At 60.8% G+C, this 26,010-nt stretch carries 35 protein-coding genes and 2 tRNA genes; 23 read left to right on the plus strand and 14 right to left on the minus strand.

The window, feature by feature from the left end; all coding sequences use genetic code 11:
- Positions 1–107: 107 nt before the first annotated feature.
- From G559_RS0107755 to G559_RS0107815, 13 genes are all read left to right on the plus strand, one after another.
- Positions 108–314 carry a hypothetical protein gene (locus tag G559_RS0107755; RefSeq protein WP_028627693.1) on the plus strand — a complete coding sequence of 69 codons (207 nt, stop codon included), beginning with the start codon at positions 108–110 and terminating at the stop codon, positions 312–314.
- Positions 315–391: 77 nt separating this feature from the next.
- Positions 392–1,039 (plus strand): DUF1281 family ferredoxin-like fold protein, encoded by a 648-nt coding sequence (locus G559_RS0107760; RefSeq protein ID WP_028627694.1) that lies wholly within the window; start codon positions 392–394, stop codon positions 1,037–1,039.
- A gap of 325 nt (positions 1,040–1,364) precedes the next feature.
- Positions 1,365–1,628 carry a hypothetical protein gene (locus G559_RS28650; RefSeq protein ID WP_036997118.1) on the plus strand — a complete coding sequence of 88 codons (264 nt, stop codon included), beginning with the start codon at positions 1,365–1,367 and terminating at the stop codon, positions 1,626–1,628.
- Between the two features lie 2 nt (positions 1,629–1,630).
- Entirely contained in the window at positions 1,631–2,185 is a 555-nt protein-coding gene (locus tag G559_RS0107770) for a hypothetical protein (RefSeq protein WP_036997132.1), read from the plus strand.
- Complete coding sequence (locus tag G559_RS0107775; RefSeq protein ID WP_028627696.1) at positions 2,185–2,517, plus strand: hypothetical protein; 333 nt, start codon at positions 2,185–2,187, stop codon at positions 2,515–2,517. The genes G559_RS0107770 and G559_RS0107775 overlap by 1 nt, the downstream gene beginning before the upstream one ends.
- Positions 2,505–2,720 (plus strand): LexA family protein, encoded by a 216-nt coding sequence (locus tag G559_RS0107780; protein ID WP_028627697.1) that lies wholly within the window; start codon positions 2,505–2,507, stop codon positions 2,718–2,720. Before G559_RS0107775 ends, G559_RS0107780 begins: the two co-directional genes overlap by 13 nt.
- A 61-nt stretch (positions 2,721–2,781) precedes the next feature.
- Complete coding sequence (locus G559_RS0107785) at positions 2,782–3,267, plus strand: hypothetical protein (protein ID WP_028627698.1); 486 nt, start codon at positions 2,782–2,784, stop codon at positions 3,265–3,267.
- A gap of 120 nt (positions 3,268–3,387) precedes the next feature.
- Positions 3,388–3,981, plus strand: coding sequence for a hypothetical protein (locus tag G559_RS0107790; RefSeq protein ID WP_028627699.1), 594 nt, complete (start codon positions 3,388–3,390; stop codon positions 3,979–3,981).
- A gap of 58 nt (positions 3,982–4,039) precedes the next feature.
- A complete protein-coding gene (locus G559_RS0107795; RefSeq protein ID WP_028627700.1) occupies positions 4,040–4,399 on the plus strand; it encodes a four helix bundle protein in 360 nt (119 codons plus the stop codon).
- Positions 4,400–4,601: 202 nt separating this feature from the next.
- Entirely contained in the window at positions 4,602–5,753 is a 1,152-nt protein-coding gene (locus G559_RS0107800) for an RNA-directed DNA polymerase (protein WP_081667967.1), read from the plus strand.
- Positions 5,754–5,810: 57 nt separating this feature from the next.
- The gene (locus G559_RS28655; RefSeq protein ID WP_036997136.1) at positions 5,811–6,032 is read left to right on the plus strand and encodes a hypothetical protein; all 222 of its coding nucleotides are present in this window, start codon (positions 5,811–5,813) and stop codon (positions 6,030–6,032) included.
- A complete protein-coding gene (locus G559_RS0107810) occupies positions 6,029–7,105 on the plus strand; it encodes a DNA-methyltransferase (protein WP_028627702.1) in 1,077 nt (358 codons plus the stop codon). Before G559_RS28655 ends, G559_RS0107810 begins: the two co-directional genes overlap by 4 nt.
- A complete protein-coding gene (locus G559_RS0107815; RefSeq protein WP_028627703.1) occupies positions 7,102–8,790 on the plus strand; it encodes a DNA cytosine methyltransferase in 1,689 nt (562 codons plus the stop codon). The genes G559_RS0107810 and G559_RS0107815 overlap by 4 nt, the downstream gene beginning before the upstream one ends.
- 150 nt (positions 8,791–8,940) lie before the next feature.
- On the opposite strand, the gene G559_RS30285 is transcribed toward G559_RS0107815, so the two are convergent.
- The 3 genes from G559_RS30285 to G559_RS0107835 form a co-directional block, all read right to left on the minus strand.
- Positions 8,941–9,465 carry a hypothetical protein gene (locus G559_RS30285; protein ID WP_155945687.1) on the minus strand — a complete coding sequence of 175 codons (525 nt, stop codon included), beginning with the start codon at positions 9,463–9,465 and terminating at the stop codon, positions 8,941–8,943.
- 143 nt (positions 9,466–9,608) lie between these two features.
- Complete coding sequence (locus G559_RS28660; protein ID WP_051246479.1) at positions 9,609–10,976, minus strand: ISL3 family transposase; 1,368 nt, start codon at positions 10,974–10,976, stop codon at positions 9,609–9,611.
- 12 nt (positions 10,977–10,988) lie between these two features.
- Complete coding sequence (locus G559_RS0107835; RefSeq protein WP_028627705.1) at positions 10,989–11,798, minus strand: hypothetical protein; 810 nt, start codon at positions 11,796–11,798, stop codon at positions 10,989–10,991.
- 175 nt (positions 11,799–11,973) lie between these two features.
- Here G559_RS0107835 and G559_RS0107840 point away from each other — a divergent pair, with 175 nt between their 5' ends.
- The 10 genes from G559_RS0107840 (at position 11,974) to G559_RS0107890 (ending at position 16,432) form a co-directional block, all read left to right on the plus strand.
- Positions 11,974–12,474 (plus strand): HNH endonuclease signature motif containing protein, encoded by a 501-nt coding sequence (locus G559_RS0107840; RefSeq protein WP_028627706.1) that lies wholly within the window; start codon positions 11,974–11,976, stop codon positions 12,472–12,474.
- 137 nt (positions 12,475–12,611) lie between these two features.
- Positions 12,612–12,995, plus strand: a complete 384-nt coding sequence (locus G559_RS29580; RefSeq protein ID WP_051246482.1) for a DUF1937 family protein — start codon at positions 12,612–12,614, stop codon at positions 12,993–12,995.
- Positions 12,992–13,183, plus strand: coding sequence for a hypothetical protein (locus G559_RS28670; RefSeq protein WP_036997137.1), 192 nt, complete (start codon positions 12,992–12,994; stop codon positions 13,181–13,183). The genes G559_RS29580 and G559_RS28670 overlap by 4 nt, the downstream gene beginning before the upstream one ends.
- Positions 13,180–13,911, plus strand: coding sequence for a hypothetical protein (locus G559_RS30785; RefSeq protein ID WP_036997138.1), 732 nt, complete (start codon positions 13,180–13,182; stop codon positions 13,909–13,911). The genes G559_RS28670 and G559_RS30785 overlap by 4 nt, the downstream gene beginning before the upstream one ends.
- Entirely contained in the window at positions 13,908–14,246 is a 339-nt protein-coding gene (locus tag G559_RS0107865) for a hypothetical protein (RefSeq protein WP_028627707.1), read from the plus strand. The genes G559_RS30785 and G559_RS0107865 overlap by 4 nt, the downstream gene beginning before the upstream one ends.
- A 39-nt stretch (positions 14,247–14,285) precedes the next feature.
- A complete protein-coding gene (locus tag G559_RS0107870) occupies positions 14,286–14,501 on the plus strand; it encodes a hypothetical protein (RefSeq protein WP_028627708.1) in 216 nt (71 codons plus the stop codon).
- A 53-nt stretch (positions 14,502–14,554) separates the two neighbouring features.
- Positions 14,555–14,881, plus strand: a complete 327-nt coding sequence (locus G559_RS0107875; protein WP_028627709.1) for a hypothetical protein — start codon at positions 14,555–14,557, stop codon at positions 14,879–14,881.
- Positions 14,878–15,096, plus strand: a complete 219-nt coding sequence (locus G559_RS0107880) for a hypothetical protein (RefSeq protein WP_028627710.1) — start codon at positions 14,878–14,880, stop codon at positions 15,094–15,096. The genes G559_RS0107875 and G559_RS0107880 overlap by 4 nt, the downstream gene beginning before the upstream one ends.
- A gap of 17 nt (positions 15,097–15,113) precedes the next feature.
- A complete protein-coding gene (locus tag G559_RS0107885; protein WP_028627711.1) occupies positions 15,114–15,326 on the plus strand; it encodes a hypothetical protein in 213 nt (70 codons plus the stop codon).
- The gene (locus G559_RS0107890; RefSeq protein ID WP_028627712.1) at positions 15,326–16,432 is read left to right on the plus strand and encodes a tyrosine-type recombinase/integrase; all 1,107 of its coding nucleotides are present in this window, start codon (positions 15,326–15,328) and stop codon (positions 16,430–16,432) included. The genes G559_RS0107885 and G559_RS0107890 overlap by 1 nt, the downstream gene beginning before the upstream one ends.
- 88 nt (positions 16,433–16,520) lie before the next feature.
- Here the strand turns inward: G559_RS0107890 and G559_RS0107895 are convergent.
- The 11 genes from G559_RS0107895 to G559_RS0107950 form a co-directional block, all read right to left on the minus strand.
- A tRNA-Pro gene (locus tag G559_RS0107895) sits at positions 16,521–16,597 on the minus strand.
- Between the two features lie 85 nt (positions 16,598–16,682).
- Positions 16,683–17,039, minus strand: a complete 357-nt coding sequence (locus G559_RS0107900; protein ID WP_028627713.1) for a MerR family transcriptional regulator — start codon at positions 17,037–17,039, stop codon at positions 16,683–16,685.
- Positions 17,020–17,322 (minus strand): integration host factor subunit alpha, encoded by a 303-nt coding sequence (gene ihfA, locus G559_RS0107905; protein ID WP_003282572.1) that lies wholly within the window; start codon positions 17,320–17,322, stop codon positions 17,020–17,022. Before ihfA ends, G559_RS0107900 begins: the two co-directional genes overlap by 20 nt.
- A gap of 3 nt (positions 17,323–17,325) precedes the next feature.
- On the minus strand, positions 17,326–19,704 hold the full coding sequence (gene pheT, locus G559_RS0107910) for a phenylalanine--tRNA ligase subunit beta (protein WP_028627714.1): 2,379 nt from the start codon (positions 19,702–19,704) through the stop codon (positions 17,326–17,328).
- A gap of 37 nt (positions 19,705–19,741) precedes the next feature.
- On the minus strand, positions 19,742–20,758 hold the full coding sequence (gene pheS / locus G559_RS0107915; RefSeq protein WP_028627715.1) for a phenylalanine--tRNA ligase subunit alpha: 1,017 nt from the start codon (positions 20,756–20,758) through the stop codon (positions 19,742–19,744).
- Positions 20,759–20,852: 94 nt separating this feature from the next.
- Positions 20,853–21,209 carry a 50S ribosomal protein L20 gene (gene rplT / locus G559_RS0107920; RefSeq protein WP_016493508.1) on the minus strand — a complete coding sequence of 119 codons (357 nt, stop codon included), beginning with the start codon at positions 21,207–21,209 and terminating at the stop codon, positions 20,853–20,855.
- 29 nt (positions 21,210–21,238) lie between these two features.
- A complete protein-coding gene (gene rpmI / locus G559_RS0107925; RefSeq protein WP_016493509.1) occupies positions 21,239–21,433 on the minus strand; it encodes a 50S ribosomal protein L35 in 195 nt (64 codons plus the stop codon).
- Between the two features lie 61 nt (positions 21,434–21,494).
- Positions 21,495–22,046, minus strand: coding sequence for a translation initiation factor IF-3 (gene infC / locus G559_RS0107930; RefSeq protein ID WP_171016514.1), 552 nt, complete (start codon positions 22,044–22,046; stop codon positions 21,495–21,497).
- Positions 22,046–23,968: a threonine--tRNA ligase gene (gene thrS / locus G559_RS0107935; RefSeq protein ID WP_028627717.1), complete on the minus strand. Its 1,923-nt coding sequence runs from the start codon at positions 23,966–23,968 to the stop codon at positions 22,046–22,048. Before thrS ends, infC begins: the two co-directional genes overlap by 1 nt.
- A 502-nt stretch (positions 23,969–24,470) precedes the next feature.
- The gene (locus tag G559_RS30875) at positions 24,471–24,650 is read right to left on the minus strand and encodes a hypothetical protein (RefSeq protein ID WP_245586481.1); all 180 of its coding nucleotides are present in this window, start codon (positions 24,648–24,650) and stop codon (positions 24,471–24,473) included.
- A gap of 1,145 nt (positions 24,651–25,795) precedes the next feature.
- Positions 25,796–25,872 (minus strand) — tRNA-Val (locus tag G559_RS0107950).
- Between the last annotated feature and the right edge of the window lie 138 nt (positions 25,873–26,010).

The raw sequence follows: 26,010 nt of genomic DNA on the forward strand, positions 1-26,010 counted from the left end.
CTGAGGGCGGCTGCATATTCGGGATTTCCGAATTTCAGCACCGACGAATTACTGAAGCACCTGGGAAACCGGGTGCTTTGGGATGCCAGCAACCGGAGGGATTCACCATGGCCCAGTTCAACATCGATGCACACCTGAGCAACGGCAAGCGCCTGGACTGGCTGGCCATTGCCGACGATGGCGAGGAGCTCAAGGCGGTCGCCGAGCAGATCAAGAAGGCTGCCGCGAAGAAGTTCGGCCCCGCCGTCCTCCTGAAGCGCTGGAGCGTAATGCGCGCAAGCAACGGCGCCATCACGGTGAGCATGCACGCGTAAATCAAGCATCACTGATGCGCCCTGGCGACAGGGCGCATTGGGATGCACACCAACCGAATCACCTTGAGGGAACGGCAATGCCAAACCATGTCACAACCGAAATTAAGGCAACCCCCGAGGTGATTGCCTGGATGCTCAACGAGGAAGGCCGCGTGGACTTCAGCAAGATCATCCCGTTTGCCGGGGAATTTCCCTGGAACGGCATTGCCTGCGATGCGGAAACACTCGCCGATGTCGTGCGACGCAAGCCCCTGGATGAGCATCCGCTGATCGCCTCTCTGGAAGCGGGCAATCGCGATCGCACGTTTCTCGATCAACTCTCCGATGAGAGCTTCGAGCAGTTCGTGCAGATGCTGCGCAACCACCGCGCCACCGGTTATCTGCACAACATGGAGTTCGCCAGAGCCAAGTGGGGAACCAAGTGGAATGCCTATGACCAGACGGTAGATAAGGAAGCCGGTACCGCGCGATTCGACACTGCCTGGTCCTTCCCTGAGCCAATCCTGTTGAAGGTATCCGAGCGGTTCCCAGACGCGACGATCGAGATCCGCTATGCCGACGAAGACATCGGCAGCAACTGCGGGAGCGTGACCTTCCTTGGTGGCAAGGCGATCGTCCGCGACGAGGTGCCTCGCTGGGCCGACATGAGCGAGGCGGAGCAGAAGAAGTGGACAGCCTTCGCCTACGAGGTGAAGCGCTGGCAGTCTGATCCTGACGACGAGTAACCCCGCGGTAACGACACGGGGCGCCACCGCGCAACGCATGACGCCGCGCGCGGCAACGAGAGGGCTGGCCACCCGGGCACAACGGCTCCATCCCCCGCCAGGGCGGATTGGAGAGTGATCGGTTGATCGCCGAAGCAAACAGCGGGGTGGCCACCTCCACGCGCATAGCGGTGGATTGCCCGGCCAGCCGATCACTCCCCGATGCTCCCTGGCATCGCTTGCTTGTCACCTTGCCCGTGCACTGCGGGCCTTTTTGTCGGCTCGCCCGGCACCTATTCCCTCCCTGCTGGCCAAGGCCGGCTTTCCACAGCACGAGGTGCACTCCATGGAAATTACCCAAGGCGTGATCGACGCCCATGCCCAGCTGGTCGAGATGAATGCCAAGACCAAGGCCGCCATCGCCGCCTTCTATCTGCGCCGCCGGCAACGCTCGGTAAGCGCTCCCCTGCCCCGGCTGGTCCAGGTGGTACCCAAGGGCCGCAACTTCTTCCACTTGGTGGACGCCTACACCGACAAGGTGATCGGCTTCCGTACCGGGCATCGCGCCGCCTGCGCTGCTGCGCGCGACCTGGAACGCGGAGCGGCTTGATCATGATCAGCCACGAACTCAGCGCGGTTGAGGCGAACAGCCGCACCAGTGCCATGCTGGCCGCGCAGATTGAGCAGTTCCTCGCCGGCGGCGGACGCATCCATGACCTGGGCGAGGTGCAGACAGTGCCCATGCCCCTGCGCCGCGAGGTTGAACCGGCGCCGCGCGCATCCAAAAAAGCGAGGAACATCCCGCCGAAGGAGTACCTGGACCGGGAAGGCCGGCGTGAAGCGAAGCGAGCGGAACTGGCGCCGCAGGTGCGCGTACTGGCCGAGACGTTGAACATCTCCCAGATCGCCGCGCGACTCGGCGTCAGCCGTCGGATGCTCGACACCATCGGGCGAGAGTTCAAGATCACCTTCAAGCCAGCCCCGACCGGCGCACAGCTCGCCGCGATGGCCCGCGACAAGGTCTTCGCTGAACGCCTGGGCGCCTTTCTGAAGATTGGTCTCACCCGCCGCCAGGCCCTGCTGCGCTCCGAGCTGGACTATCGAGTGTTCAACCGGGTGTGCAAGACCTACGGCCTGCAATTCCCCGAGTCGGTGGAGGGCGCCTGATGGCCATGACCCAGCAGGACCGATCCGCCAAGTCCGCGGCGAAGCGGAAGGAGTTCGATGAAAAGGAACTCCGACACCGCGTCCGCCCGGGTATCCACCAGAAGCTTGCGGACCTGATGGACTGGCACGGAATCACTGAGCAGTCGGAAGCGATTCAGCTGCTGATCATGAACGCCCACGCCCAGGGTCGGGAAGGTTCCGCGACGGCGCTCGCCCTTCCGCGCCACGAAATCACTATCAGCAAAAACGTGGCGCGGCAGCTTCAGGCTCACGGAATCAGGCAGGCGGCGCGCGAGGACAAAGAGGAACGGGAGCGCGAATGGCTCGACTGACTCCCTCACCCAAGCAGGCCGAAACCCTGGAGCACATCCGACAGTTCATCCAGGAGAAAGGCTACTCACCCACCGTGGCTGAGTTGGCCAAGCTCGCCAGCGTCAACGAGAACGCTGTTCAGGACCGCATCAACGCCCTCGATCGCAAGGGCCTGATCACCCGCACCCAGCGCACCAGCAGATCCATACGCCCGGTCGCCTGACCCACCCCATATCACTCGCCGCCCGCAGCCAGCGGAAGGCTCGTTCACCCTGGAGAAACCCATGAGCGACAACATCCCTCAGTTCATCGCTGCATCCGATCTGCCCGAACGCGGCCAGCTCCTGATCGGCGGCACCTTCGTCGAGCGCTACTGGCTCAATGGTCGGGAGCGCGCACTGATCCTGCTGCCCGCTTCCGCCGAGTTCACTGGTGCCTGGGGCGAGTACGGTCAGGACATCGAAGGCGCTCGCAGCTACAGCGATGGCGAGGCCAACACCCGTGCCATGGCCGAAGCCGGCAGCGCGATCGCCGTGAAGGCCCTGGAGCTGGGTGCCCATATCCCATCCTGCCTGGAGGCGCAACTGGTGATGGCCGCCAAGCACGCTGGTCTGATCACCGACCTGCGCGAGGATCGCTTCTACTGGCTGAGCACGCAGTTCTCCTCCTACCGCGCCTACAGCTTGGTCTTCGTAGATGGCTGGCAGGACTGCTACGGCGAGGACTGCGAGCGGCTCGTCCGCCCCGTCCGCAGCGTACCCATTCAGTAATCCACTGATTCATTCCTTCGCTTTTGCAGGCGATTCGCGGGGCCGGCACCGCCGGTCAGGCCAGATGCTCGCAGGGAAGCGCCTGCCGCCTGCACCCTACCCTTCAGATGAGGAGTCCTCATGGACATGAAGAACGTTCCCGCGCTCAAGATCGACCGACTGGACAGCCTGACCATCAACTTCTTCAGTGAGTCAAGCCGCGGCGAATTCATCGAGGGAGCCGAGATCAACACAATCTCCGGCATCATGCCTCCTCTCGGCGAGTACTGGTCCGGCGAGGGCGGCCACAACGCCGGCCTGGTGCGCGGCGAGAACGGTGCTCCGGACTACTACCTGATCGTCCCCGCCGGGTCGGAGGCCGAATCCACCCTGGCCTACGGCGGCTACGGCCACGAAACCGAAGGCGCCGGCAGTGCCAGTGACGGCCTGGCGAACACCCGTGCCCTGCTGGCCGACAGCGAGGATCATCCAGCCGCCAAGCTGGCCAGCGAGTTCACCGCCGACGGCCACAGAGACTTCTACCTGCCAGCACGCCGTGAGCTGCAGTTGGCCGAGGCGAATGTTCCGGAGCTGTTCAGCAAGGCCTACCACTGGAGCAGCACGCAGTTCTCCTCCACCAGCGCCTACTACGTGGACTTCGAAGATGGCTGGCAGGGCTGCTGCGGCAAGGACTGCGAGCGGCTCGTCCGCCCCGTCCGCAGAAAGTTCCTTTGATCCTTCAATCCTTTATTGATGGGCGCGGCAGCGCCCAGTGATTTTCGAGGAGGCCAGGATGGCCCTGCATACCGAACTGGAGATTCACAAGGCCGCCGAGGAATTGCTCGGCGTGGTCCTGCACCTGGTGCGAAGCATTCCGCGCGACCTGAAGTTGGTGGTCGGATCTAAGATCCGCGATGAATGCCTGCAGGTCATGGTGCTGATCGGCCGGGCCAATATGGCCGCCGACAAGCGACCTCACCTCAATCACCTTCTCGAAAGCGTCTGGATGATCAATCACCTGCTCCGCGCCCTGACCAATCTGGGGATCATCTCCAAGGGGCAACACGCACAGGCGATGAAGATCACCGCATCCATTGGTCGTCAGGCCAACGCCTGGAAAGGCAAATCATCCGCAACCGCGCCCGCTACCTGAGGGTCAAGGCTCTCTGGTCTGTGCGCTGAATCTGGTCGTGCCGCTGACCTTCGGGTCACCGCCATGCGCACCACGGAAACCACCAGCGGAACGGTTGGGCAGGTCCGGCGCAGTTTGCCGGCCGAGTTATCGGCCGGGTGACATAGATAGCACGATAGGTCGCAGTTCTCCTCCAACAACGCCTACAACATGGACTTCGAAGATGGCTGGCAGGACTGCTACGGCAAGGACTACGAGCGGCTCGTCCGCCCCGTCCGCAGATTCGAGTGTTGCATCCTTCACCTTCGAGGAGCTGGTCCAGGCCTACTACGACTGCCGCCGCAGCAAGCGCAACACCAACAGCGCGCGGCGCTTCGAGCAGGACCTGGAGCAGAACCTCCTCGATCTGCACGACGATTTGCTGGCCGGCACCTACCAGCCTGGCCGCTCCATCTGCTTCGTGATCACCCGACCCAAGCCGCGCGAGGTGTGGGCCGCCACCTTCCGGGATCGCGTCGTCCACCACCTGCTGTACAACCACATCGGCGCCAGCATCGAGGCCACCTTCATCGCCGACAGCTGCGCCTGCATACCCGGGCGCGGCACGCTGTACGCCGCCGAGCGCCTGGAGGCCAAGGTGCGCAGCGCCAGCCAGAACTGGTCGACGCCGACCTTCTACCTGAAAGCCGATCTGGCGAACTTCTTCGTCGCCATCGACAAGCGGGTGCTGGACCGCCAGCTCCGCCCGCTGATCCATGAACCCTGGTGGCTTAGCCTGGCTTTGCAGGTGCTCTGGCACGATCCTCGCGCGGACTGCGAGGTGCGCAGCCCGCGCAAGCTTTTCAACCGGGTGCCGCAGCACAAGCGCTTGACCGCCCAGCCGGCGCACCTCGGCCTACCCATCGGTAACCTGTCGTCGCAGTTCTTCGCGAACATCTACCTGAATGCCCTGGATCAGTTCGTAAAGCACCAGCTACGCGCCAAGCATTACATCCGCTATGTCGATGACTTCGTGCTGCTGCATGAATCACCGCAGCAGCTGAACGCCTGGCTGTCCGAGATCAATGCCTTCTTGCCCAGCCTGGGTGCCCGGCTCAACCCGGCGAAGACGATCCTTCAACCTGCTGATCGCGGCATCGACTTCGTTGGCCACGTGATCAAGCCCTGGCGGCGCACCACTCGCAAGCGGACGGTGAAGGAGGCGCTACGCCGAGTGGCTGCAGCACCAGCAGACGACCTGCTGGCCGTGGCCAACAGCTACTTCGGGCTGCTCGGGCAGGCGTCGCACAGCTACCGAGACCGCGCCGCACTGGCGAATGTCCTGCTGCGCCGTGGACGCCAGGTCAACGGCGCCCTGACCCAGACCTACCGATAACCCACCCCACCCGCCAGCCGCACCAGCGGCACGGCATCGCTCGACCTGGAGAAAGCCATGAGCCTCCGCGACCAAGGCCACCGTTTCTGCGCAAGCCCCGACCGCAAGGAGGCGCGCTGGTTGCACCCGAACATCTGGAAGCAAATGTACCCCGACTGGATCGACGTGACCGACTTCTCCGATGACGAGTTTGTGGAGTTCTTCACCCACAAGCCCCTGCCCCACGGCCAGGCCCAATGCGTCAAGGCCCAACTCGACATCTTCGAAGGATCGCCATGAACGACCTACACCAGATACTGGTCGGGGATTGTCTGGAGCTGCTGCGCCAGATGCCCGACCAGTCCGCGCACTGCTGCGTCACCAGCCCGCCCTACTTCGGCCTGCGCGACTACGGCGTGGATGGGCAGATCGGGCTGGAGGAGACGCCGGCCGAGTTCATCTCCCGCCTGGTCGAAGTGTTCCGCGAGGTGCGCCGGGTGCTCCGCGACGATGGCACCTGCTGGGTGAACATGGGCGACAGCTACGCCGGTTCGCGAGCGCCAGGGAACGTCAAGATGGTCCAGTCCCGTCGGCGCGACAACGAACCGATTCCGCGCAGCGATGTGGCAGTGCCCGGGTTCAAACCTAAGGACATGATGGGCATGCCTTGGCGGCTCGCCTTCGCCCTACAGGATGACGGCTGGTATCTGCGCCAGGACATCATCTGGCAAAAGCCGAATCCAATGCCGGAGAGCGTTCGAGACCGATGCACCAAGGCGCACGAATATCTGTTCCTGTTGAGCAAGTCGCCTCGGTACTACTTCGACCTGACCGCGATCTCGGAGCCGCCGGCGGCCTCATCAGTGGAGCGCTTGGCCCAGGAAGGATGGGATGAGCAGGAAGGCAGCGAACGTGTGCCGGGCAAAACCAACGGCGCCATGAAAGCCGTGGGTGGACGCCGCAGCAAACGCTACAGCTTCTCCCGTGAGACGAAGGCAACAGCCGGCGAGCACGGCCAGAAAGGACAGCACCGCCCGGACCGCCCCGACATCGACTACAGCGACAAGCGCAACAAGCGCAGCGTCTGGTCGGTGGCCACCGTCGGCTTCAAAGGCGCCCACTTCGCCACCTTCCCGCCTGACCTGATCCGCCCCTGCATCCTCGCCGGCGCACCGCGCGGAGGCCTCGTGCTCGATCCGTTCGGCGGCGCCGGTACCACCGGCCTGGTCGCCATGCAGGAAGGCCGGCGCTCGGCCCTCTGCGAACTCAACCCCGGCTATGCCGACATCGCGCGGGCGCGCCTGGAAACCGCCTGGAACGAGGGCGCCGCCCAGCTCGACATCTTCAACGACTCCAAGGAATCAGCAGCATGACGGCATTCCAGCCCCTGCCGCTCCCTCTTGAATGGGAGCTGTACGTCGACCTGTTTGCCGGCATCGGCGGCGCCAGCGATGGCGGTGCCAGTGTCTACCGCCACCCGGACATCGCGATCAACCACAACCCCACGGCGATCGCGATTCACCGCGCCAACCACCCGAACACCAAGCACTTCATTACCGACGTGTTCGAGGTCGATCCGGTCGAGGCCACCGGCGGTCAGCCGGTCGGGATTCTCTGGGCCTCACCGGACTGCCGCCACTTCAGCAAGGCCAAGGGCGGCAAGCCGGTGAACCGGAAGATCCGCAGTCTTGCCTGGGTCGTGATCCAGTGGGCCCAGGCCACCCGCCCGCGCATGATCTTCTTGGAGAACGTCGAGGAGTTCCAGGATTGGGGCCCGCTCGGTGAGGATCACAAGCCGATCAAGAGCGAGCGCGGGCGCACCTTCAAGGCCTTCATCGCTGCCCTGGGCGGTGGGCTGTCGGACGATCACCCGGACTTCGACGACATCCTCAAGGCCATCGGGCGGCACGTCACAGCCGCCGACCTAGTGCGCGGCATGGGGTACAAGGTGGAATGGCAGGTTCGGGTTGCGGCCAACGCCGGTACCCCGACCATCCGCAAGCGCCTGTTCCTGATCGCGCGGCGCGATGGCGAGCCGATCCTCTGGACCAAGCCGAAGTTTCACCAGAACCCGGGCAAGGGCCAGGAAGGCTGGAAGCCGGTGTGGCAGTGCATCGACTTCTCCGACCTAGGCAAGTCGATCATCGACGGTCGCCTGGTGGCCAATTCCAATCGGCGAGTGGCCAAGGGCTTCTGGAAGCACGTCGTTGAGACCGACAAGCCCTTCATCGTACCGCTGGAGGATGGCTCCCTTGCGCCCTACCTGACCGAGTTCGCCAATGCATCGAGCCAGCGCACCTTCAGCGTGCAGGAGCCACTACGCACCCAGTGCGCCCAGGTGAAGGGCGGCCACTTCGCCCTGGCCGCGGCGAACCTGATCACCCTGCGCAAGGGCTCCACCGGCTCCAGCCTGCACAGCCCGATCAACACTCTGACCACCAACTCGGGACATCACGCCATCGCGGCATGCTTCATGGAGCAGGCGAACGGCGGCTTCTACGATGGCGCCGGACGCTCGATGAACGACCCGATCAGCACCATCACCAGCAGGGGTACCAACCAGCGGCTCGCGGCGGCATTTCTGGTGAAGTACTACAAGTCCGGTGGCCAGTGGCAGAGCCTGCATGACCCGGCACACACCTTCCCGACCAAGGCCCGCATGGGGCTGGTCACCGTGCACCAGGTGCCGGCCGACATCCTGCCGCCCGAGCTGCTGGATAAGGCCAAGCAGTGCGCCGCCTTCCTGCACAAGTACCTGCCGGAACACTTCCCGGATCCGGTCGACCTGGTGCTGGTCGGCGACTACGTGCTGGTGGACTTCACCCTGCGGATGCTGCGCCCGCGCGAGCTGAAGCTGTCGATGGGGTTCCGCGAGGACTACATCATCGACCGAGGCCTGTTCGAAGACCCGGTGACGGGCGCGCTGGAGTGGAAGGGGATATCCGTGGAGAACCAGATCAAGGGCATCGGCAATGCCGTCTGCCCCCAGGACCCGGCCGACCTGATCGAGTTGAACGCCGGGAAGCTGATCAGGCTGTATCGGGCCCAGGCTGCCTGATGCCCATGGCCACCCTCGCCCTGGTGATCACCGGAACGGAGATCATCGACGGGGTGGCCTATGCGCAGTCGTGGCATTGCAGGGTGGTGTGAATAGGCGAGGTCAATATGTTGACCCTGATAGTTGGCAAACTTCTAGGTGAGAGCAGGGTCAGCCAGGAGAAACTCGTCTGAGCGTTGCCAGCCGATCAGGTGTAGCCGGCACCGGGGCAAATCCAAATGTTTGAGTGCTGTATCCACCCTCTGCATCTCGAAAATGGAATCGTCCGGTGAATCCAAATAAATTGGCCATGTCATCCAGCCTTATATAGAGCCTAAAGCTCTGGCCATTGCTTACCGCAGGATAATGACTCTGAACCAGAGCAAAATGATCAGAATCAATATCTACATTCAACTCAGTTATGCTCCCGCCGACGTTTTGCACGTCGCCGTAGAAGCAGCATTCCCCAGAGGTACTTTGCTGACAGATCAGCTCGCTGAATCCAAAGATTGGCTGAATGGATGCAATCCGCCGCTCTCTCTCTTCCCTGGCCACTTCCCGCTCAGCACTTAGTTGTTCCCTGGTCACGCCAACCAGTTCCTTCTGCTGCTCAACAGAGTTCTTCAATTCATTGGCCTGCAAACGAAGTTCTTCACCCTGCTGGAAGTACCCAAGCACGAGCCACAAGAAAGCCAACGGGCCAAATATTCCAGCAAAGAAATCTCCAAACGCATTGAGTTGAAGTTCGTAGAGCTCTTCAAATCTTGGGATGACGATAGTTGATATCCAGGCCAGATATATAAGGGTCGCCCCAACACCTATAAGCGTTCTTTTCCTGGCTATTCGGAAAATAGTGTGGATTCGAAGAACTCATCAAGGTTGTCGTAGAACTCCTTGGCGTGTGTAATCGAACGCTCATTGCATTCCTTGCAGAGGCAGTGGCGGCGAGTGTCACCCGACTCCACTGGCAGCCAGACAGCACGCTCATCCTCGAAGAACAGACCGCCGCAGCTGACGCAGAACCACTCCGGCGACTGACCTGCACGAGCATTGTTGGAGAACAGCACGCGCGCCCTGATGATCTCGAACGTGTAGCCGCGCCCGTTACGGTTGATTACCTTCGTCATGCCGTTCAGGGCTTCGGTGTAGCCGTTGGTGATGGGGTGATCGAAGTAGTTGACGATCTGCTGCCGCCAGTTCTTCAGGGCTGACAGCAGGTCTTTGTAGTCAGCAGCTACGTCACTCGCCTTCACCCGTTGAACCCAGCTCTCCATGGCAGGGATAGCTTCTGCCTTGGGCAGGTTGTACAGGGCATAGAAATCTTCCTTCAGCTGGTAGGACTGGGCGACCTCGGGGTCGTTGTCCAGCCACATATCGAGGTTGAAGGACTGCTTGTCAGTGAGGTTAGCGGCGCTCTTGTTGAGCAGCACCTTGCTGCGCTTCCACTCCTTGTTGACCTTGACGCCCTGGGCTTTGCCTCGGCGAATACGAGTCTTGTCCAGGGCATAGTTGGCCATCCTGACAACGTGGAACTTGTCGATCACGACCGGCACGCCCGGGGCCATCATGTTCACCACGTTGAGGTATGGCCGCCACATGTCGGTAGCCACCCCAAGCAGCGTTGAACGGTCTGGGAAGGCCGCCAGCCAGCGCGCCAGGGTGTCCTGATCGCGGCTTGGAAGGATATCGATAGGCACGTTGCGGCCCACATCTGTCAGGACGCAGCGCATGTCACCTGCGATCTTGGTTTCATCGATTCCCAGCCAGTTAGGCAGGTACGGCCTGAACTGGGTGTTCATGTGCTGGACGTAATCGTTGGCGATGTTGCGAATGGTCTTCTCATCGCAGCCGATGTGTTGCGAGAGCCTGGTGAAGGTGTCTCGCATGCACTGCGTCTTGATGTACTCAACACAGCGCTGAGTCATCCGGCGGTCAACCTCAACCCCGCCCAATGGCTGCAAGGAGGTGCCGCCACACTCACGGCACTTGTACCGCTGAACCTTGGCCGCCAGCTGCACGTGAGCACCCCTGATGGGGCTATCGCGATACGTGACGACCTTGGGGCCGTGGCGGTACAGCTTGCCCACTACGCCGCACTTGGTGCAGGCCTGGAGCGGCAGGGTGTACTCCGCCTCGATGGTGTAGGTGCCGTCATCGAGGCGAGAGGTCAGAACGTTCCAATCTGGCAGGTCGAGGATGTCGGTCATCAGGCGCGCTTACTAGCCAAAAGCCGCGATTATGTCCTGAGTTAAGGCCGCTGGCCTCTCCTGCGGGGTAAATGCTTGCTCAGCTATTTCGCAGAAGAAGGAGCAGGCTGGTATTGCCTCGTTGCGGCGCATCGGCCCAGGAGGCAAATCACGAAGAGAATAGCGCTCGCCGGTCTTGCGATTCCGGAAGAGATAGGAGCCTGGGCCAAGCTCGTCTTGAACCTGGCACAGGGCTTCGAACTGCTCGGGGAAGTCGGCACGGATCGCGCGGAAGTACCCCTCGCCACCCTTTACACAGCCAATGCAGTTCGCATTCTCGTAGCCCAAGCGATACATGATGGGAAGCTCGATCCCAGCGCGCTGCACCATGGCTTTGCAATCCTCCTTGCCCAGGCCGCGTTCGATCAGCGGGGCAATCACGGGACGATCTGGATTGCGCTCCCGGAAGTCCTCCAAGCGGTCGGCTTCCTCGGCGGTGTAGCCAAACACCATAACGTCACCTGGTTGCTTCCAGGCATCGAGCAGGCGGCGCTTGAGCAGCTTGGTGCATGGAGCCCCTGTCCGCCCCTTCATGTAGCGCTCACGCCGGAACACGTTGATCACATCGGCACCGTACTTCTCGTCACGCAACACGGTGATCGGCTGACCAAACCAGGTCTCGCAGTCGGCCAGAAAGCGGCGATTGTCTTGGTGCTCGTTTGCCAGGAAGGCGTTGACGATCTGCACATCGTGGGTTGCGCCGTACTCAGCCAAGGCCAGTTTGGTGGCTACCGCCGAAGCTGCCCCGCAGCTGAACTGGCAGACGATTCTAGGATTCTGCATAACCTGACTCCACACGATAATCCGGATTTTGATTATACAGTTGGATTAGGGTTTACACACGATATTCCGAATAGCCCTTTTCCTTCCCACCACGAACTCCCTATTGGCCAATCTTTGCCTGAACGAACCTACCCCACTCCATGCCATAGCGCCACTACGGCGCCGAGGAATTCTCATGCCTAGAGATCGACCGCCGCCCAGCAATCTGGGCGACATCCTGCGCTATGACCCAGTCACCGGCGACTTCTTCTGGAAGATCCTAGTCAGCCGGATGTTCCCCGGCGACAAAGCTGGGACCCTAAATAAGTACGGGTACATGGTCGTGAGAATTGGGCATCGGAGCTGCGCTCTGCACCGCCTGGCGTTCGCTCTAATGGACGTCGACATCACCGGGATGCAGGTGGATCACATCAATGGCATCCGACATGACAACCGCTGGGAGAACCTGCGGGCAGTAACGCCATCCGAGAACGCGCGGAACATGAAGAAGCCGAAGAACAACTCCAGCGGTGTCATCGGCGTGTGCTGGTGCACTAGGGATCAGAAGTGGCAGGTGTACGCGCACAGGGATAAGAAGCCCGTGTTTCTAGGCAAGCACCAAGAGCTCTTCGAAGCTGTTGCTGCCAGGAAGTCTGCCGAGCTGCGATTCGGCTACCACGAGAACCATGGAAGATAAGCCAGATGACCCGCCCATCTTCTGCCGCTCCACCGGCAAGCAGGTTGAGCTCTGCCCCTGCATCCGCTGCCGTCCCGTCCCGCCTCAGTCCTGATCCATCCCATCCACACCGCCACACCCGCCAGGGAGGCTCTTCAATGCAACCGATTCTGTACGTTGCCGGTCCTTACCGTGGGCCGGACCGGGAAACTATTGCCGCCAATATCGAGGCAGCCCGCCGCCTGGCGCTCTACGCCTGCACCCTCGGCTGGTTCCCGCTCGTTCCGCACATGAACACCGCCCACATGGATGCCGACCTGCCCGACCTGGGCGATGCGTTCTGGCTACGCGGGACCATGGAATTGATGGAGCGCTGCGACGCCGTGGTGCTGATCGAGGGTTGGGGCCGTTCCGAAGGCACCCTGGCCGAGATCGCCCGGGCCGACGCCCTGCGCCTCCCCGTCTTCCGCTCGAGCGACCTGCTGCCCAGCGCCGCCGAGTTCATCGACTACCTGTTCGCCAAGGAAGGAGTGCCGGCATGAGCCTCGACATGTCCGCCCGGCAGAAGCTCACCGAGAGCCTGCTTACCGACCATCCCCTGGCCCAGGCCATCGCTCTGCTGAAGCGCGCCAAGCGCCACCTCAACCATTGCAGCGTCCAGGCCCAGGACCTCAGCACCGAAATAACCGAGTTCACCGCCGCATTCGAGCGGAAGGAGCAGCAGTCGTGACCGACGAGCAACTTGAACAACAGCGGCGCCTTTACGAAGCGGCCTGCGAAGCAAAGGCCAAGGCCCTCGGCTACGACTTTGACTCGGCAGTGATGGTGCGGGACATCGCCGGGCTCTACGTCGTACCCAGCGTTCAAACCGGCTGGTGGGCATGGCAAGCATCCCTCACCGCGCAGCATGGCGGATTGCGCGTGGTTTTTGATGGGCCCCCAGGCCATGAGTGTGGGCGGTTCGTGGAGTGCGAAGACTCTAACGGTCGTTCGGTCAACGCTGGTGTTTGGCGCGAACGTCAAGACGGGCTCTGGGAATTGGTGATCAACGGCGAGTGCTTTGGCGACGCCTACCAGGGTGCTCGCGATGACCTGGCCATATGGAAACGTAGGGCGTTGGAAGCGGAAGCGGCTATTCGCCGGAAGGACCAGATCATCAATCACCTGGTCTGCGAAGCCCAAGGCGAGACGCGCATGGGCGAGCCATTAATCAAGCCTGCCCGTCAGTTGGTCGGGGAAGTCAAGATTCCCTGGGGTGTCGCGCAGATGCAGCTATCCGACCATTCCGCGCGCAGCCTCAATATGGTTGAGGTGCCGCGTGAATCATATCGACTTGATGGCTGGGTAATTCGCACCGCCTCCGGTGAGTATGTTGCCGAGTTGATAGCGTTCGACCCGGCCCTGCTGAATGCGTTGCTTGGCTTCCATGCCAGCGATAGCGCGGAGGGCCAGGCATGAAAGCGCGCATCCTGAAGAAGCTGAGCAAGAGGGTCGTTGAGCTGGCGCCGAAGCTGTTCCGTGATGCCTGGGTGGACAGCTACGGGCCACACCCACTCGCGGAGAAACAAGGCACCCGCGTCAGCCACATGCTCAGTGTAGGCGGCGAATACGATTCTTGGTCTGGCGACTGCAATGAAGTCTATGCGGCTTGGGAATGGTGGCTCATGAGCTGGGAGTGGTTCGGGCCATTCAGCCCCTACCCGGAAGGCCATAAGTGGGAGGGCATGCCGAATACTGACGGCTTCCGTCGCACAACACGCAACCTCCTGGAACTGGCGGCCAATCATGAATAGAACCCCACGCCACCAAGCCATGGTCCAGGAGGTGAAACCGTGATCCTACGCCCCTTGGAAGGACCGACCGGCACCGGCCCCATCGACGACCTGGCCATGCATGAAACCCAGCTGGAATGCCCGGTCTGCCACGCCTTCGCGGCGTGGCAGATTCCCGCGCAGTCCGGGCCCTGCCACTCTGGCCAGTTCACCAACACCTGCATTGAGTACTACTGGTGCGAGGCCTGTGAGGCCGTCCTGACCGACGCACCGTAATTCCCCACCTACCCCACCAGCTGCCGGCGAGAGTCGGTGGCAGAGGTATTGCCATGCCCGAAGAAATCACCCTGATCCAGGCCGCCGAAGTCGTGCGTGACGAATACGGCTACTGGTGGCACCCCGACCTGCCCGAGTTCGATGAAGGCGACGAACAGCGCTCCAAGGACTGGGTCAAGGAGCAGGGGCTGTCCTGGGTTGCCGCGCACATGGAGTATGAGGTCGACACCGATACTGACCCCTACTTCAACGATGGCGGCCCGGACTGCTCGCACTGGGAGCCGAGCCGGCCCGATGGCGAAGGCTGGTTCATCCTGGCTATCAGCTGCACCGACGACGGCCCCATCTGCTGGTGGGCGCGCCGCGAGGTGCCTGCATGACCTGCATCCGCTTCGGCGGGGCCATCGTCTGTGTCAGCCCGAACTTCCGCCTGCCACTCGAGGATGGCCGGCGGGTGTTCATGGAATGGCACAGCTACCTGGGCCCAACCTTCTTCCACGACCGCGCCATGTCTCGCATCAACGAGACTTGGTACGAAGACCCCTTGATTTGCAAGGCGCTCGACTGGTTCACCGGTCGCGGCTGCCGCGCATAGCCCCGAGGTATCCCACAATGAGAAAGGAACTGATCAAGATCAGCGAGTTCCAGCGGCGCAAATGGGGCGAGAACGGCACTCCGCTATGCTCCCAGGCTATCCGCAACCAACTGCGCGACCGCAAGCTGCCCGGCGAGCGGGTCGGTAAAATCTGGTACGTCGACTGGGCTGCCTACACCCGGCAGACCGGCAATCCCCTGGTCGACATGGTGTTGAAAGGAGCGGCCTGATGGTGCCACGACCCAGGAACAAGGCGAACAGGGGGCTGCCGCCCAACCTGTACTTCGACAGCAGGCGCGGCACCTACCGATTCCGCCGGCCCACGGACGGGAAGTGGTTCCAGTTCGGCCGGGATCGCGGCGCCGCCATCGACGCGGCCCACCAGTTGAACGCCACCTTCATGCAGGGAACCGACTTGGTGGCCACCGTCCTGGGTGAGGAGAAGGTCACCCTCTCCGACTTCCTCGGCACCTACGAGAAGGACATCCTGCCGCCCCGGGAACTGGCCAAGGCCACGCTCGACCTGTACGGCGTGCGCTTCAAGCAGATCCGCGCCACCCTGGGCGTCCGGGCAATCGACGAGATCACCATCAAGATGATCGCCGACTTCCTCGAGCCGCTTACACCCCGCGCCAGCAACCAGGCCCGCGCCATCCTGGCGGACGTGTTCACCCACGCCGCCGCGCGCGGCCTGGTGCCGGACAACCCGGCGGCGAACACCATCCCGAAGATCGAGAAGAAGACGCGCAAGCGCCACACCCTGGAGGGCCTGAAGCTGATACGCCGGCGCGCCCCGCACTGGCTGCAGAACGCTATCGACCTGGCGCTGATCACCGCGCAGCGCCGCGGCGACATCCTCAACATGAAGTTCGAGGACGTGAAGGACGGCTACCTGTACGTGGTGCAGAGCAAGACCGAGAAGGCCTCCGACGCCGGCTGGCTGAAGATCAAGGTCACCCCGCAACTGGCCGCCGTGCTGGCGCGCTGCCGTGACGACGTGCTGTCGCCCTACCTGATCCACCGCCGGCCGGAGCGGAAGAAGAAGCGCGAAGGCAAAGACCACTGGACCAAGGTCGACGAGCGCTTCCTGACCCGCGCCTTCAAGGACGCCAGGGACGAAGCCGGGTGCTACAAGAGTTGGAAGGAAGAGGAGATGCCGGGCTTTCACGAGATCCGCGCCCTCTCCCTGCACCTCTACAAACGGGCGGGTAAGGACGGGCAGAAGATCGCCGGACATGCCAGCGGGGATATGACGCGCAATTACCAGAAAGACCACGCGGAAGTGGTCTGGTCCGAAGTGGAAGCCGACCTGGATATTGCGGAAATTGCGGGCTGAGTTTTGCGCGTATTTTGCGCAAGTTTTGCGCACGCCTCAGAAATGAAAAAGGCTCAAGCCGCTAAGTGCTTGAGCCTTCTCAGAAATATGGTCGGGACGGAGTGATTCGAACACTCGACCCCTTGCACCCCATGCAAGTGCGCTACCAGGCTGCGCTACGCCCCGACGTTTTGTAGCTCGCTCCGGATCACCGGAAGCGGAGCGAACTATACATTAAGCTTTTGAATTGTGGAAGGTTTTTTTGAAAACTTCACTTCCGCAATACGTGAAGGACATCCTCGAGCTCGGAGATCATCTGGCGGATGAGCTGCTTGTACTGCGTGGTGTCTTCCTTGGCTTCGTCTCCGGAGAGGCGCTGGCGCGCCCCGCCGATGGTGAAGCCTTGATCGTATAGCAGCGCCCGGATCTGCCGAATCATCAGCACATCCTGGCGCTGGTAGTAGCGCCTGTTCCCGCGCCGCTTTACCGGGTTGAGCTGGGGAAATTCCTGCTCCCAGTAACGCAGCACATGGGGCTTGACTGCGCAGAGTTCACTAACTTCGCCAATAGTGAAGTAACGCTTGCCTGGAATCGGCGGTAACTCGTCGTTATGACTTGGTTCCAGCATAAGCTTCGACCCTGGCTTTGAGTTTCTGCCCTGGACGGAAAGTGACCACACGGCGAGCCGTGATCGGGATTTCCTCTCCTGTCTTCGGGTTTCGGCCAGGCCGCTGACGCTTGTCGCGCAAGTCGAAATTGCCGAACCCGGACAACTTCACCTGTTCGTTGTGCTCCAGCGCCTGACGGATTTCCTCGAAGAACAGCTCCACCAATTCCTTGGCTTCCCGTTTATTCAGGCCAAGCTCTTCATAAAGACGTTCAGCCATCTCAGCTTTCGTCAGAGCCCCCATACGCTACTTCCTTAACGTGGCATTGAACCTGTCTTCCAGCGAGGTGACGATGTTTTGCGTTGTGTTGTTCACCTCATCGTCAGTAAGAGTGCGCGATGGATGCTGCCAGGTCAAGCCGACCGCCAAGCTTTTTCTAAGCGGATCAATGCCTTTACCGTGATACACGTCAAATAGCCTGAGGTCAGTCAGCCATTCGCCGGCCGCTTCACGGATGGTGGCGAGCACCGACTCGGCGGCAACGTCGCGATCCACCAGCAGGGCGAGGTCACGGCGCACTTCAGGGAAGCGCGAAAGTTCGCTGAACTTCGGCAGCTTGCCTTGCATCACTTCGGCCAGTACCAGCTCGAACATGTAGACCGGCTGATCCAGGTCCAGTGCCTTGGCGAGCTCCGGGTGCAGTGCACCGAGGAAGCCAACCAGGCGCCCTTCTCTTTCGATGCGAGCGGTCTGACCCGGATGAAGGGCAGGATGTTCGCCCGCCACGAAGCTGAACGCACCGAGGTTGCCAGCAGCGCCGAGGATGGCCTCTACATCCGCCTTGGCATCGTAGAAGTCGATCGCGTCACGACCGTGAGCCCAGCCTTCCGGTAGACGGGAACCACACAGAACGCCAGACAGCATCGGCTCTTGCTTCAGGCCTTCGAGTTGGCCAACGAAGCGCAGGCCGCTTTCGAACAGGCGCACACGGGACTGCTGGCGATTGAGGTTGTGCTGCAGTGCACTGACCAGGCCCGGCCACAGCGAGGAACGCATGGCGGCCATGTCTGCAGAGATGGGGTTGGCCAGCATCAGCGGCTTCACGCCCGGATTGAACAGCTCGAACAGCTTCGGATCGATGAAGCTGTAGGTAATGGCTTCGTGGTAGCCGCGAGCCACCAGCAGGCGACGCAAGGCCGGCAATTCGACAGCCGCCTCGGAACGTGCGCGGGGCGCGAGGCGGGCTTGCGGGTAACGAACCGGCAGGCGGTTGTAGCCATAGAGACGGCCCAGCTCTTCGATCAGGTCCACTTCCAGGCTGATGTCGAAGCGGTGACTCGGCACTTCAACGCTCCATTGGCCGGCACCTTCAGCGGTGACCTTCAGGTCCAGCGCGGTGAGCAGGCGCTCGATTTCAGCAGCGTCCATCTCCATGCCCAGCATCTGGGTGATGCGATCGGCACGCAGGGTTACCGGCGCAACGTTCGGCAGATGCTCCTGGCTGGCGGCTTCGATGATCGGACCGGCTTCGCCGCCAACAATTTCCAGCAGCAGGCCGGTGGCGCGCTCCATGGCTTCGCGGGCGAGTTGGAAGTCGACACCACGCTCGAAGCGGTGGGACGAATCGGTATGCAGGCCGTAGGAACGTGCCTTGCCCGCGACAGCAATGGTGTCGAAGAAGGCGCTTTCCAGGAACAGATCGCAGGTCTTGTTGCTGACGCCGCTGTGCTCGCCACCCATGACGCCGGCGATGGCCAGGGCACGGTTGTGGTCGGCGATGACCAGGGTGTCGGGACGCAGGGTGACTTCCTGGCCGTCCAGCAGGACGAGCTTCTCACCCTCCTCCGCCATACGTACGCGGATGCCACCATTGATCTCGGCGAGATCAAAGGCGTGCATCGGCTGGCCGAGTTCAAGCATCACGTAGTTGGTGATGTCGACTGCGGCATCGATGCTGCGCACTTCGGAGCGACGCAGACGCTCGACCATCCAGAGCGGAGTCGGGCGGGACAGGTCGACGTTGCGGATCACGCGACCGAGATAGCGCGGGCAGGCAGCCGGTGCAGACACTTCGACCGGACGCACTTCGTCATGGGCCGGTGCAACAGCGGCAACTTGCGGACGGGTAACCGGAGCGGCATAGAGCGCACCCACTTCGCGAGCGAGGCCGGACAGGCTCAGGCAGTCGCCACGGTTCGGGGTCAAGCCCAGCTCGATGATCACGTCATCCAGGCCCAGGTAGGCGCGAACGTCCTGCCCAACAGGCGCATCGGCAGCCAGTTCCATCAGGCCATCGTTTTCATCGCTGATCTGCAGTTCGGAAGCAGAACAGAGCATGCCGTTGGACTCGACGCCACGCAGCTTGGCTTTCTTGATCTTGAAGTCGCCCGGCAGTTCAGCGCCGATCATGGCGAAGGGGATCTTCAGGCCGGGGCGCACATTCGGCGCGCCACACACAACCTGCAAGGTCTCGGTGCCATTGCTCACCTGGCAGACGCGCAGCTTGTCGGCGTCCGGGTGTTGTTCGGTGCTCAGCACCTCGCCCACGACCACGCCACTGAAGGCACCGGCTACCGGAGTAACGCTGTCGACTTCAAGGCCAGCCATGGACAGACGAGCCACCAGCTCGTCGCGGGATACCTGCGGGCTTACCCAGCTCCGCAGCCATTGTTCACTGAATTTCATCCTGCTCTCCTAAGGGAATCGTTTCGGACACTACGACCTAGCGGAATTGCGCGAGGAAGCGCAGGTCGTTGTCGAAGAACAGGCGTAAGTCGTTGACGCCATAACGCAGCATGGCCAAACGTTCCACACCCATCCCGAAGGCGAAGCCCTGGTATTTCTCCGGATCGATGCCGGACATGCGCAGCACGTTCGGGTGAACCATGCCGCAGCCCATCACTTCCAGCCAGCCGGTCTGCTTGCACACGCGGCAACCCTTACCGGAGCACATCACGCACTGCATGTCGACTTCGGCAGACGGCTCGGTGAAGGGGAAGAAGGAGGGACGGAAGCGAACGCCGAGGTCTTTCTCGAAGAAAACGCGCAGGAACTCTTCGATGGTGCCCTTGAGATCGGCGAAGCTGATGCCTTCGTCTACCAGCAGGCCTTCAACCTGGTGGAACATCGGCGAGTGGGTGATATCCGAGTCGCAGCGATAGACACGGCCGGGGCAGACGATGCGGATCGGCGGTTGCTGGGACTCCATGGTGCGCACCTGTACCGGCGAGGTGTGGGTACGCAGCAGCATGTTCGCATTGAAGTAGAAGGTGTCGTGCATTGCCCGGGCCGGGTGGTGGCCAGGGATGTTGAGCGCTTCGAAGTTGTGGTAGTCGTCTTCGACCTCAGGGCCTTCGGCAATGCCGTAGCCGATCCGGGTGAAGAACTGCTCGACGCGCTCCAGAGTGCGAGTCACCGGGTGCAGGCCACCAGAGGCCTGACCGCGGCCCGGCAGGGTCACGTCGATACGCTCGGCCGCGAGCTTGGCCGTGAGGGCTGCCTGCTCAAGCGACGCTTTGCGGGTGTTCAATGCGTCCTGAACGCGCTCCTTGGCAGCATTGATCAGGGCGCCTACCTTGGGACGCTCCTCTGCCGGCAGGTCACCCAGGGTCTTCATTACCTGGGTCAGTTCGCCCTTCTTGCCAAGGTAGTGAACGCGAATCTGCTCCAAGGCATTCACGTCTTCAGTTTGTTGCACGGCCTCAAGCGCTTGCGAGACCAGCGCATCCAGATTTTCCATGTACAGACTCCAGATACGAAATAGGGGAAGAGCGCAAGGCCCTTCCCCTATCGGTGACGTTCAGCACCGGGCAAGCCCGGTGATTGTCGGGGACTTAAGCCAGAACGGCCTTAGCTTTCTCGACAATCGCAGCAAACGCCGCTTTTTCGTTCACTGCCAGGTCGGCCAGAACCTTACGGTCGATCTCGATGGCAGCTTTTTTCAGGCCAGCGATCAGGCGGCTGTAGGACAGACCGTTCTGACGAGCACCAGCGTTGATACGAGCGATCCACAGAGCGCGGAACTGACGCTTGCGCTGACGGCGGTCACGGTAGGCGTATTGGCCAGCCTTGATTACCGCCTGCTTGGCAACGCGGAACACACGCGAACGTGCGCCGTAGTAGCCTTTGGCGAGTTTCAGAATCTTTTTGTGACGCTTGCGAGCGATGACGCCACGCTTAACACGAGCCATGAGTAAACTCCTCTAAAATCTTGACCAGATTAACGAACGCGCAGCATGCGCTCTACTTTGCGGACGTCAGACGGGTGCACCAGGGTGCAGCCGCGCAGCTGACGCTTACGCTTGGTAGTCATCTTGGTCAGGATGTGGCTCTTGAAAGCGTGCTTGTGCTTGAAGCCGGAAGCGGTCTTCTTGAAGCGCTTCGCAGCACCGCTCTTGGTTTTCATCTTTGGCATGTTCGGATACTCCGCATTCAATCAATACATATAACCGCAAGGCCTGCCAGTGCCCTGGGGGTTATTTTCGCTTTTTGGGGGCGATGACCATCATCAGCTGGCGTCCTTCCAGCTTAGGATGCTGCTCTACGGTGCCGTATTCGACGAGGTCAGCTTCGACCCGCTTCAACAGCTCCAAGCCCAGCTCCTGGTGGGCCATCTCACGACCGCGGAATCGCAGGGATACCTTGGCCTTGTCCCCTTCACTTAGGAAACGTACCAGGTTGCGTAGTTTTACCTGGTAATCCCCTTCTTCCGTCCCTGGACGAAACTTGATTTCTTTAATCTGCTGCTGGTGCTGGTTCTTCTTTGCCGCAGCGGCCTGCTTCTTCTTCTCGAAGAGGTGCTTGCCGTAATCCATGATCCGGCAAACAGGCGGCACCGCATCGGCAGAAATCTCTACCAGATCCAGCTTGGCTTCTTCAGCAGCGCGAAGCGCTTCATCAATCGAGACGACGCCAATTTGCTGGCCGTCAGCACCAATCAACCGCACCTCACGAGCCGAGATATTCTCGTTGATCGGGGCCTTCGGTTGAGTCCGCTTGTCCTGTCTCATTTCACGCTTAATAGTGATTACTCCAATTCTTGGCGACCACGCCGGGAAACCGTTTGTGCGAGCAACTCAGAGAAGCTTTCGAAGGGCATGGAACCCAGATCGACACCCTCTCGGGTGCGCACAGCAACGGATCGAGTCTCAACCTCCCGGTCTCCAATAACCAAGAGATAGGGAACCTTGAGCAAAGTATGCTCGCGGATTTTAAAGCCGATTTTTTCGTTTCTCAAGTCGGACTTGGCACGGAACCCGCTTTCGTTGAGCGCGCGCTCCACTTCGAGGGCGAAATCGGCCTGTTTGTCGGTGATGTTCATGATCACCGCCTGGGTCGGCGCCAGCCAGGCTGGGAACGCACCAGCGTAGTGCTCGATCAGCATGCCGATGAAGCGCTCGAAGGAACCAAGGATTGCACGATGCAACATCACCGGACGCTTACGGTTGTTATCTTCGGCGATATAGCTGGCATCCAGACGCTCCGGAAGGTTCGGATCGTACTGCAGGGTACCGCACTGCCAGTTACGACCGAGACAGTCTTTCAGGGTGAACTCGATCTTTGGACCGTAGAACGCACCCTCGCCCGGCTGGTATTCCCAGCTCAGACCGGACTCGTTGAGCGCATCCGCCAGGGCACCTTCGGCTCGATCCCACAGCTCGTCGGAACCTACGCGCTTGACCGGACGAGTGGACAGTTTCATCGAAATATCGGCGAAACCGAAGTCCTTGTAGACCTGCAGGGTCAGCTTGATGAAGTCAGCCGCTTCCTTCTTCACCTGATCTTCGGTGCAGAAAATGTGAGCATCGTCCTGAGTGAAGCCGCGCACACGCATGATGCCGTGCAGGGCGCCGGACGGCTCGTTACGGTGACAGGCACCGAACTCGGCCAGACGCAGCGGCAAGTCGCGGTAGGATTTCAGGCCCTGGTTGAAGATCTGCACATGGCACGGGCAGTTCATCGGCTTGACCGCATAGTCGCGACTTTCCGACGAAGTGGTGAACATGTTCTCGGCATAGTTGGACCAGTGGCCCGAACGCTCCCAGAGAATGCGGTCGACCACCTGTGGAGTACGCACCTCCACATAGCCATGATCGCGCTGAACCTTGCGCATGTACTGCTCCAGAACCTGGTAAACAGTCCAGCCACTCGGATGCCAGAACACCATGCCAGGCGCTTCTTCCTGCAGATGGAACAGGTCCAGCTGCTTGCCGATACGACGGTGATCGCGCTTTTCAGCCTCTTCGATGCGCTGGATATAGGCAGCCAGCTGCTTCTTGTCAGCCCAGGCAGTGCCATAGATACGCTGCAGTTGCTCATTCTTCGAGTCGCCGCGCCAGTAGGCACCGGAAATCTTTGTTAGCTTGAACGCCTTGAGGAAGCGGGTATTCGGCACGTGCGGACCACGACACATGTCCACGTATTCCTCATGGAAATACAGGCCCATGGCAGTCTCGCCTGGCATGTCGTCGACCAGGCGCAGCTTGTATTCCTCACCACGCGACTTGAACAGCTCGATAACCTCGGCGCGCGGAGTCATCTTCTTGATGACGTCGTAGTCCTTGTCGATCAGCTCAGCCATACGCTTTTCGATGGCCGCCATATCCTCGAGCGTGAAGGAACGCTCGAAGGCGATGTCGTAATAAAAGCCTTCTTCAATGACCGGACCGATAACCATTTTGGCGCTCGGATAGAGCTGCTTGACGGCATGGCCGACCAGATGCGCGCAGGAGTGGCGAATGATCTCCAGCCCTTCCTCGTCCTTGGGAGTCACAATCTGCAGCGAGGCATCGTCTTCGATCAGATCGCAAGCATCGACCAGCTTGCCGTTGACCTTGCCGGCCAGGGTTGCCTTGGCCAGGCCCGCACCAATGGACTGAGCCACCTCAAGCACGGAAACAGGTTTGTCGAAAGTGCGCTGACTGCCGTCAGGAAGAGTGATGATGGGCATGGCGCCTCCTCTCCTAGTGGTGACCTCTACCAAAGGCCACATGGGTTGGGATGAGCCAGTACGCGATTCGACGGCATGCCTGCCATACGGTGGCAGGAGCCTTGCGGCAAACCAAAGCCGAACCAGAGTCACTGGAGGTAATAATGAAGAGCGGGATGCTTTCAGAAAGCCGAACCCCTGACAAGCGCCAAAAAAGAAAGGGCCACGCGAGTGACCCTTGCCTTCCGAGCGAGCCGGACATCACGCCAATGGTGACAACCTGCCCCAAAACGCCTTGCGCCAAAGGGAATGACACGCTGTAAACGTCACGAAAGCGCACAGTCTAGCACAACGGAATCAATAGCTTAGCGATGTATTTACGGGCGACGGTAGTGAAGCCACCCGGGAAAGAGACAACTCCCGGCAGGAATGACGAGCTGACTCCCCATAAAGATTGCTAGCGACTTGAACGACCCGCAACGCACGAACCACGCAACTGAAGCCCCCAGCCCACCGCCCCAAGTCAATCATCACCCTCGCATTTGACCTCTTTCTTGTACTCGTCACGCTTGGCTTCAACCTTGACCCGACAGGGGCCATCCCAGTATTCGTCCTTCCACTCACCCCGGCGCCAAGTCCTGCCACGCCCATCCGGGCACTTGACCTCCAGCTTGTAGTCGCCCTTGTCAGAGACCTCTTTCACGCGACAGGGCCCATCCCGGTACTCGTCTTCCCACTTTTCACCACGATGATCAGCGATAGCCCAACCAGAAAGGAAAGAGAACGCCAGAAACGCACCCGCCAAAGACCCAGCACCCATGACACCTCCGACAACGCACCCAGATAAAAGCCTCACATGAACTGAAAAACGCCAGTTATCCCTAAGACACCAACGCCACAACAATTGCTCCCTACCCGAGGCTGACGCGAGCAGTCGATAGAGCGACATCGGGCGACGCCCAGCAGCGCGAGCCCCCCCAACCTCGACTCTCGACACGACAGCGCTCGACCACCCATCGCCATTCAAGGCCCGAGACCGTCAACGGACTTGACACAAAGGCACAAAGACATCAAAAAGCCATCACCTCTTCTGCCAGTGAGATTCCAAGGATGACTTCCGCAACTCATGGTGCGCCGGGCTCCGCCTTCAGCACCTGCATTGCAGCCGATGAAACGCCCGCCTTCCCCACCAAGGCAGACTTGACCGAAATCACCTCCAGACTCAAACACCTTGAAGCCGTGGGCTCGCATCATCTCGAGATTGTGTCCTTCAACCTTGAGAACCTGAAGCGGGCACTTAGTCTGTAGACAACCCCTCCCCGCTTTCGCGAAAGATGTGGCAGCACGACAGAACAAGGAGACCGGTAGCACGAGCAGACCAATGCAAATGCCCACCCCTCGATGATCGCCACCCCAAGCGACCAACCGAAGAAACCAGCATCACAATCACTAAGTACCTACCGCGAGAAAAGGGCGGCCAGCAAAAAGGCTCTGCGGCATGGCCGATGTCGGCAGACCAAATTGACCTAAGTTGATACCGAAGATCAGCCCCACCCGTCGACACGCAACCCTCACAGAGCTTGCCGGCACCAACGCCTGCAGCCACCGCCCCACACCCAACCAATGCGCAGACCTCGCATGAACCTGGAGACCCGGGCTTGGCAGCACCGAACAGGACGGATTCGCCAAAACCATGGCAAAGCGCGAGGCGCTTGACGAGACTAAACCCATCCCTCGGGCTTGCCTGGACACTCACCAGAAGACGGACACTATGAAGAAATCGCGAAAACAAAAAGGGGCGACCCTTTCGGATCGCCCCTCTTAGCCCCGCGTGACACGGGTTCGATTTGGTAGGCACAATTGGACTCGAACCAACGACCCCCACCATGTCAAGGTGGTGCTCTAACCAACTGAGCTATGTGCCTTCGATGGGTGCGCATTCTACGGATTAACTTTTCCCTGTCAACACCTTTTTTTTCGCTAACCCTCTGAAAAAGTGGATTTTTTACTGTTCACCGCCTCGTTGAATATTTTGCACAGAGGCTAGCCGGCCCGTTTTAACT

The sequence above is a fragment of the Metapseudomonas resinovorans DSM 21078 genome, assembly GCF_000423545.1.
Lineage (GTDB): Bacteria > Pseudomonadota > Gammaproteobacteria > Pseudomonadales > Pseudomonadaceae > Metapseudomonas > Metapseudomonas resinovorans.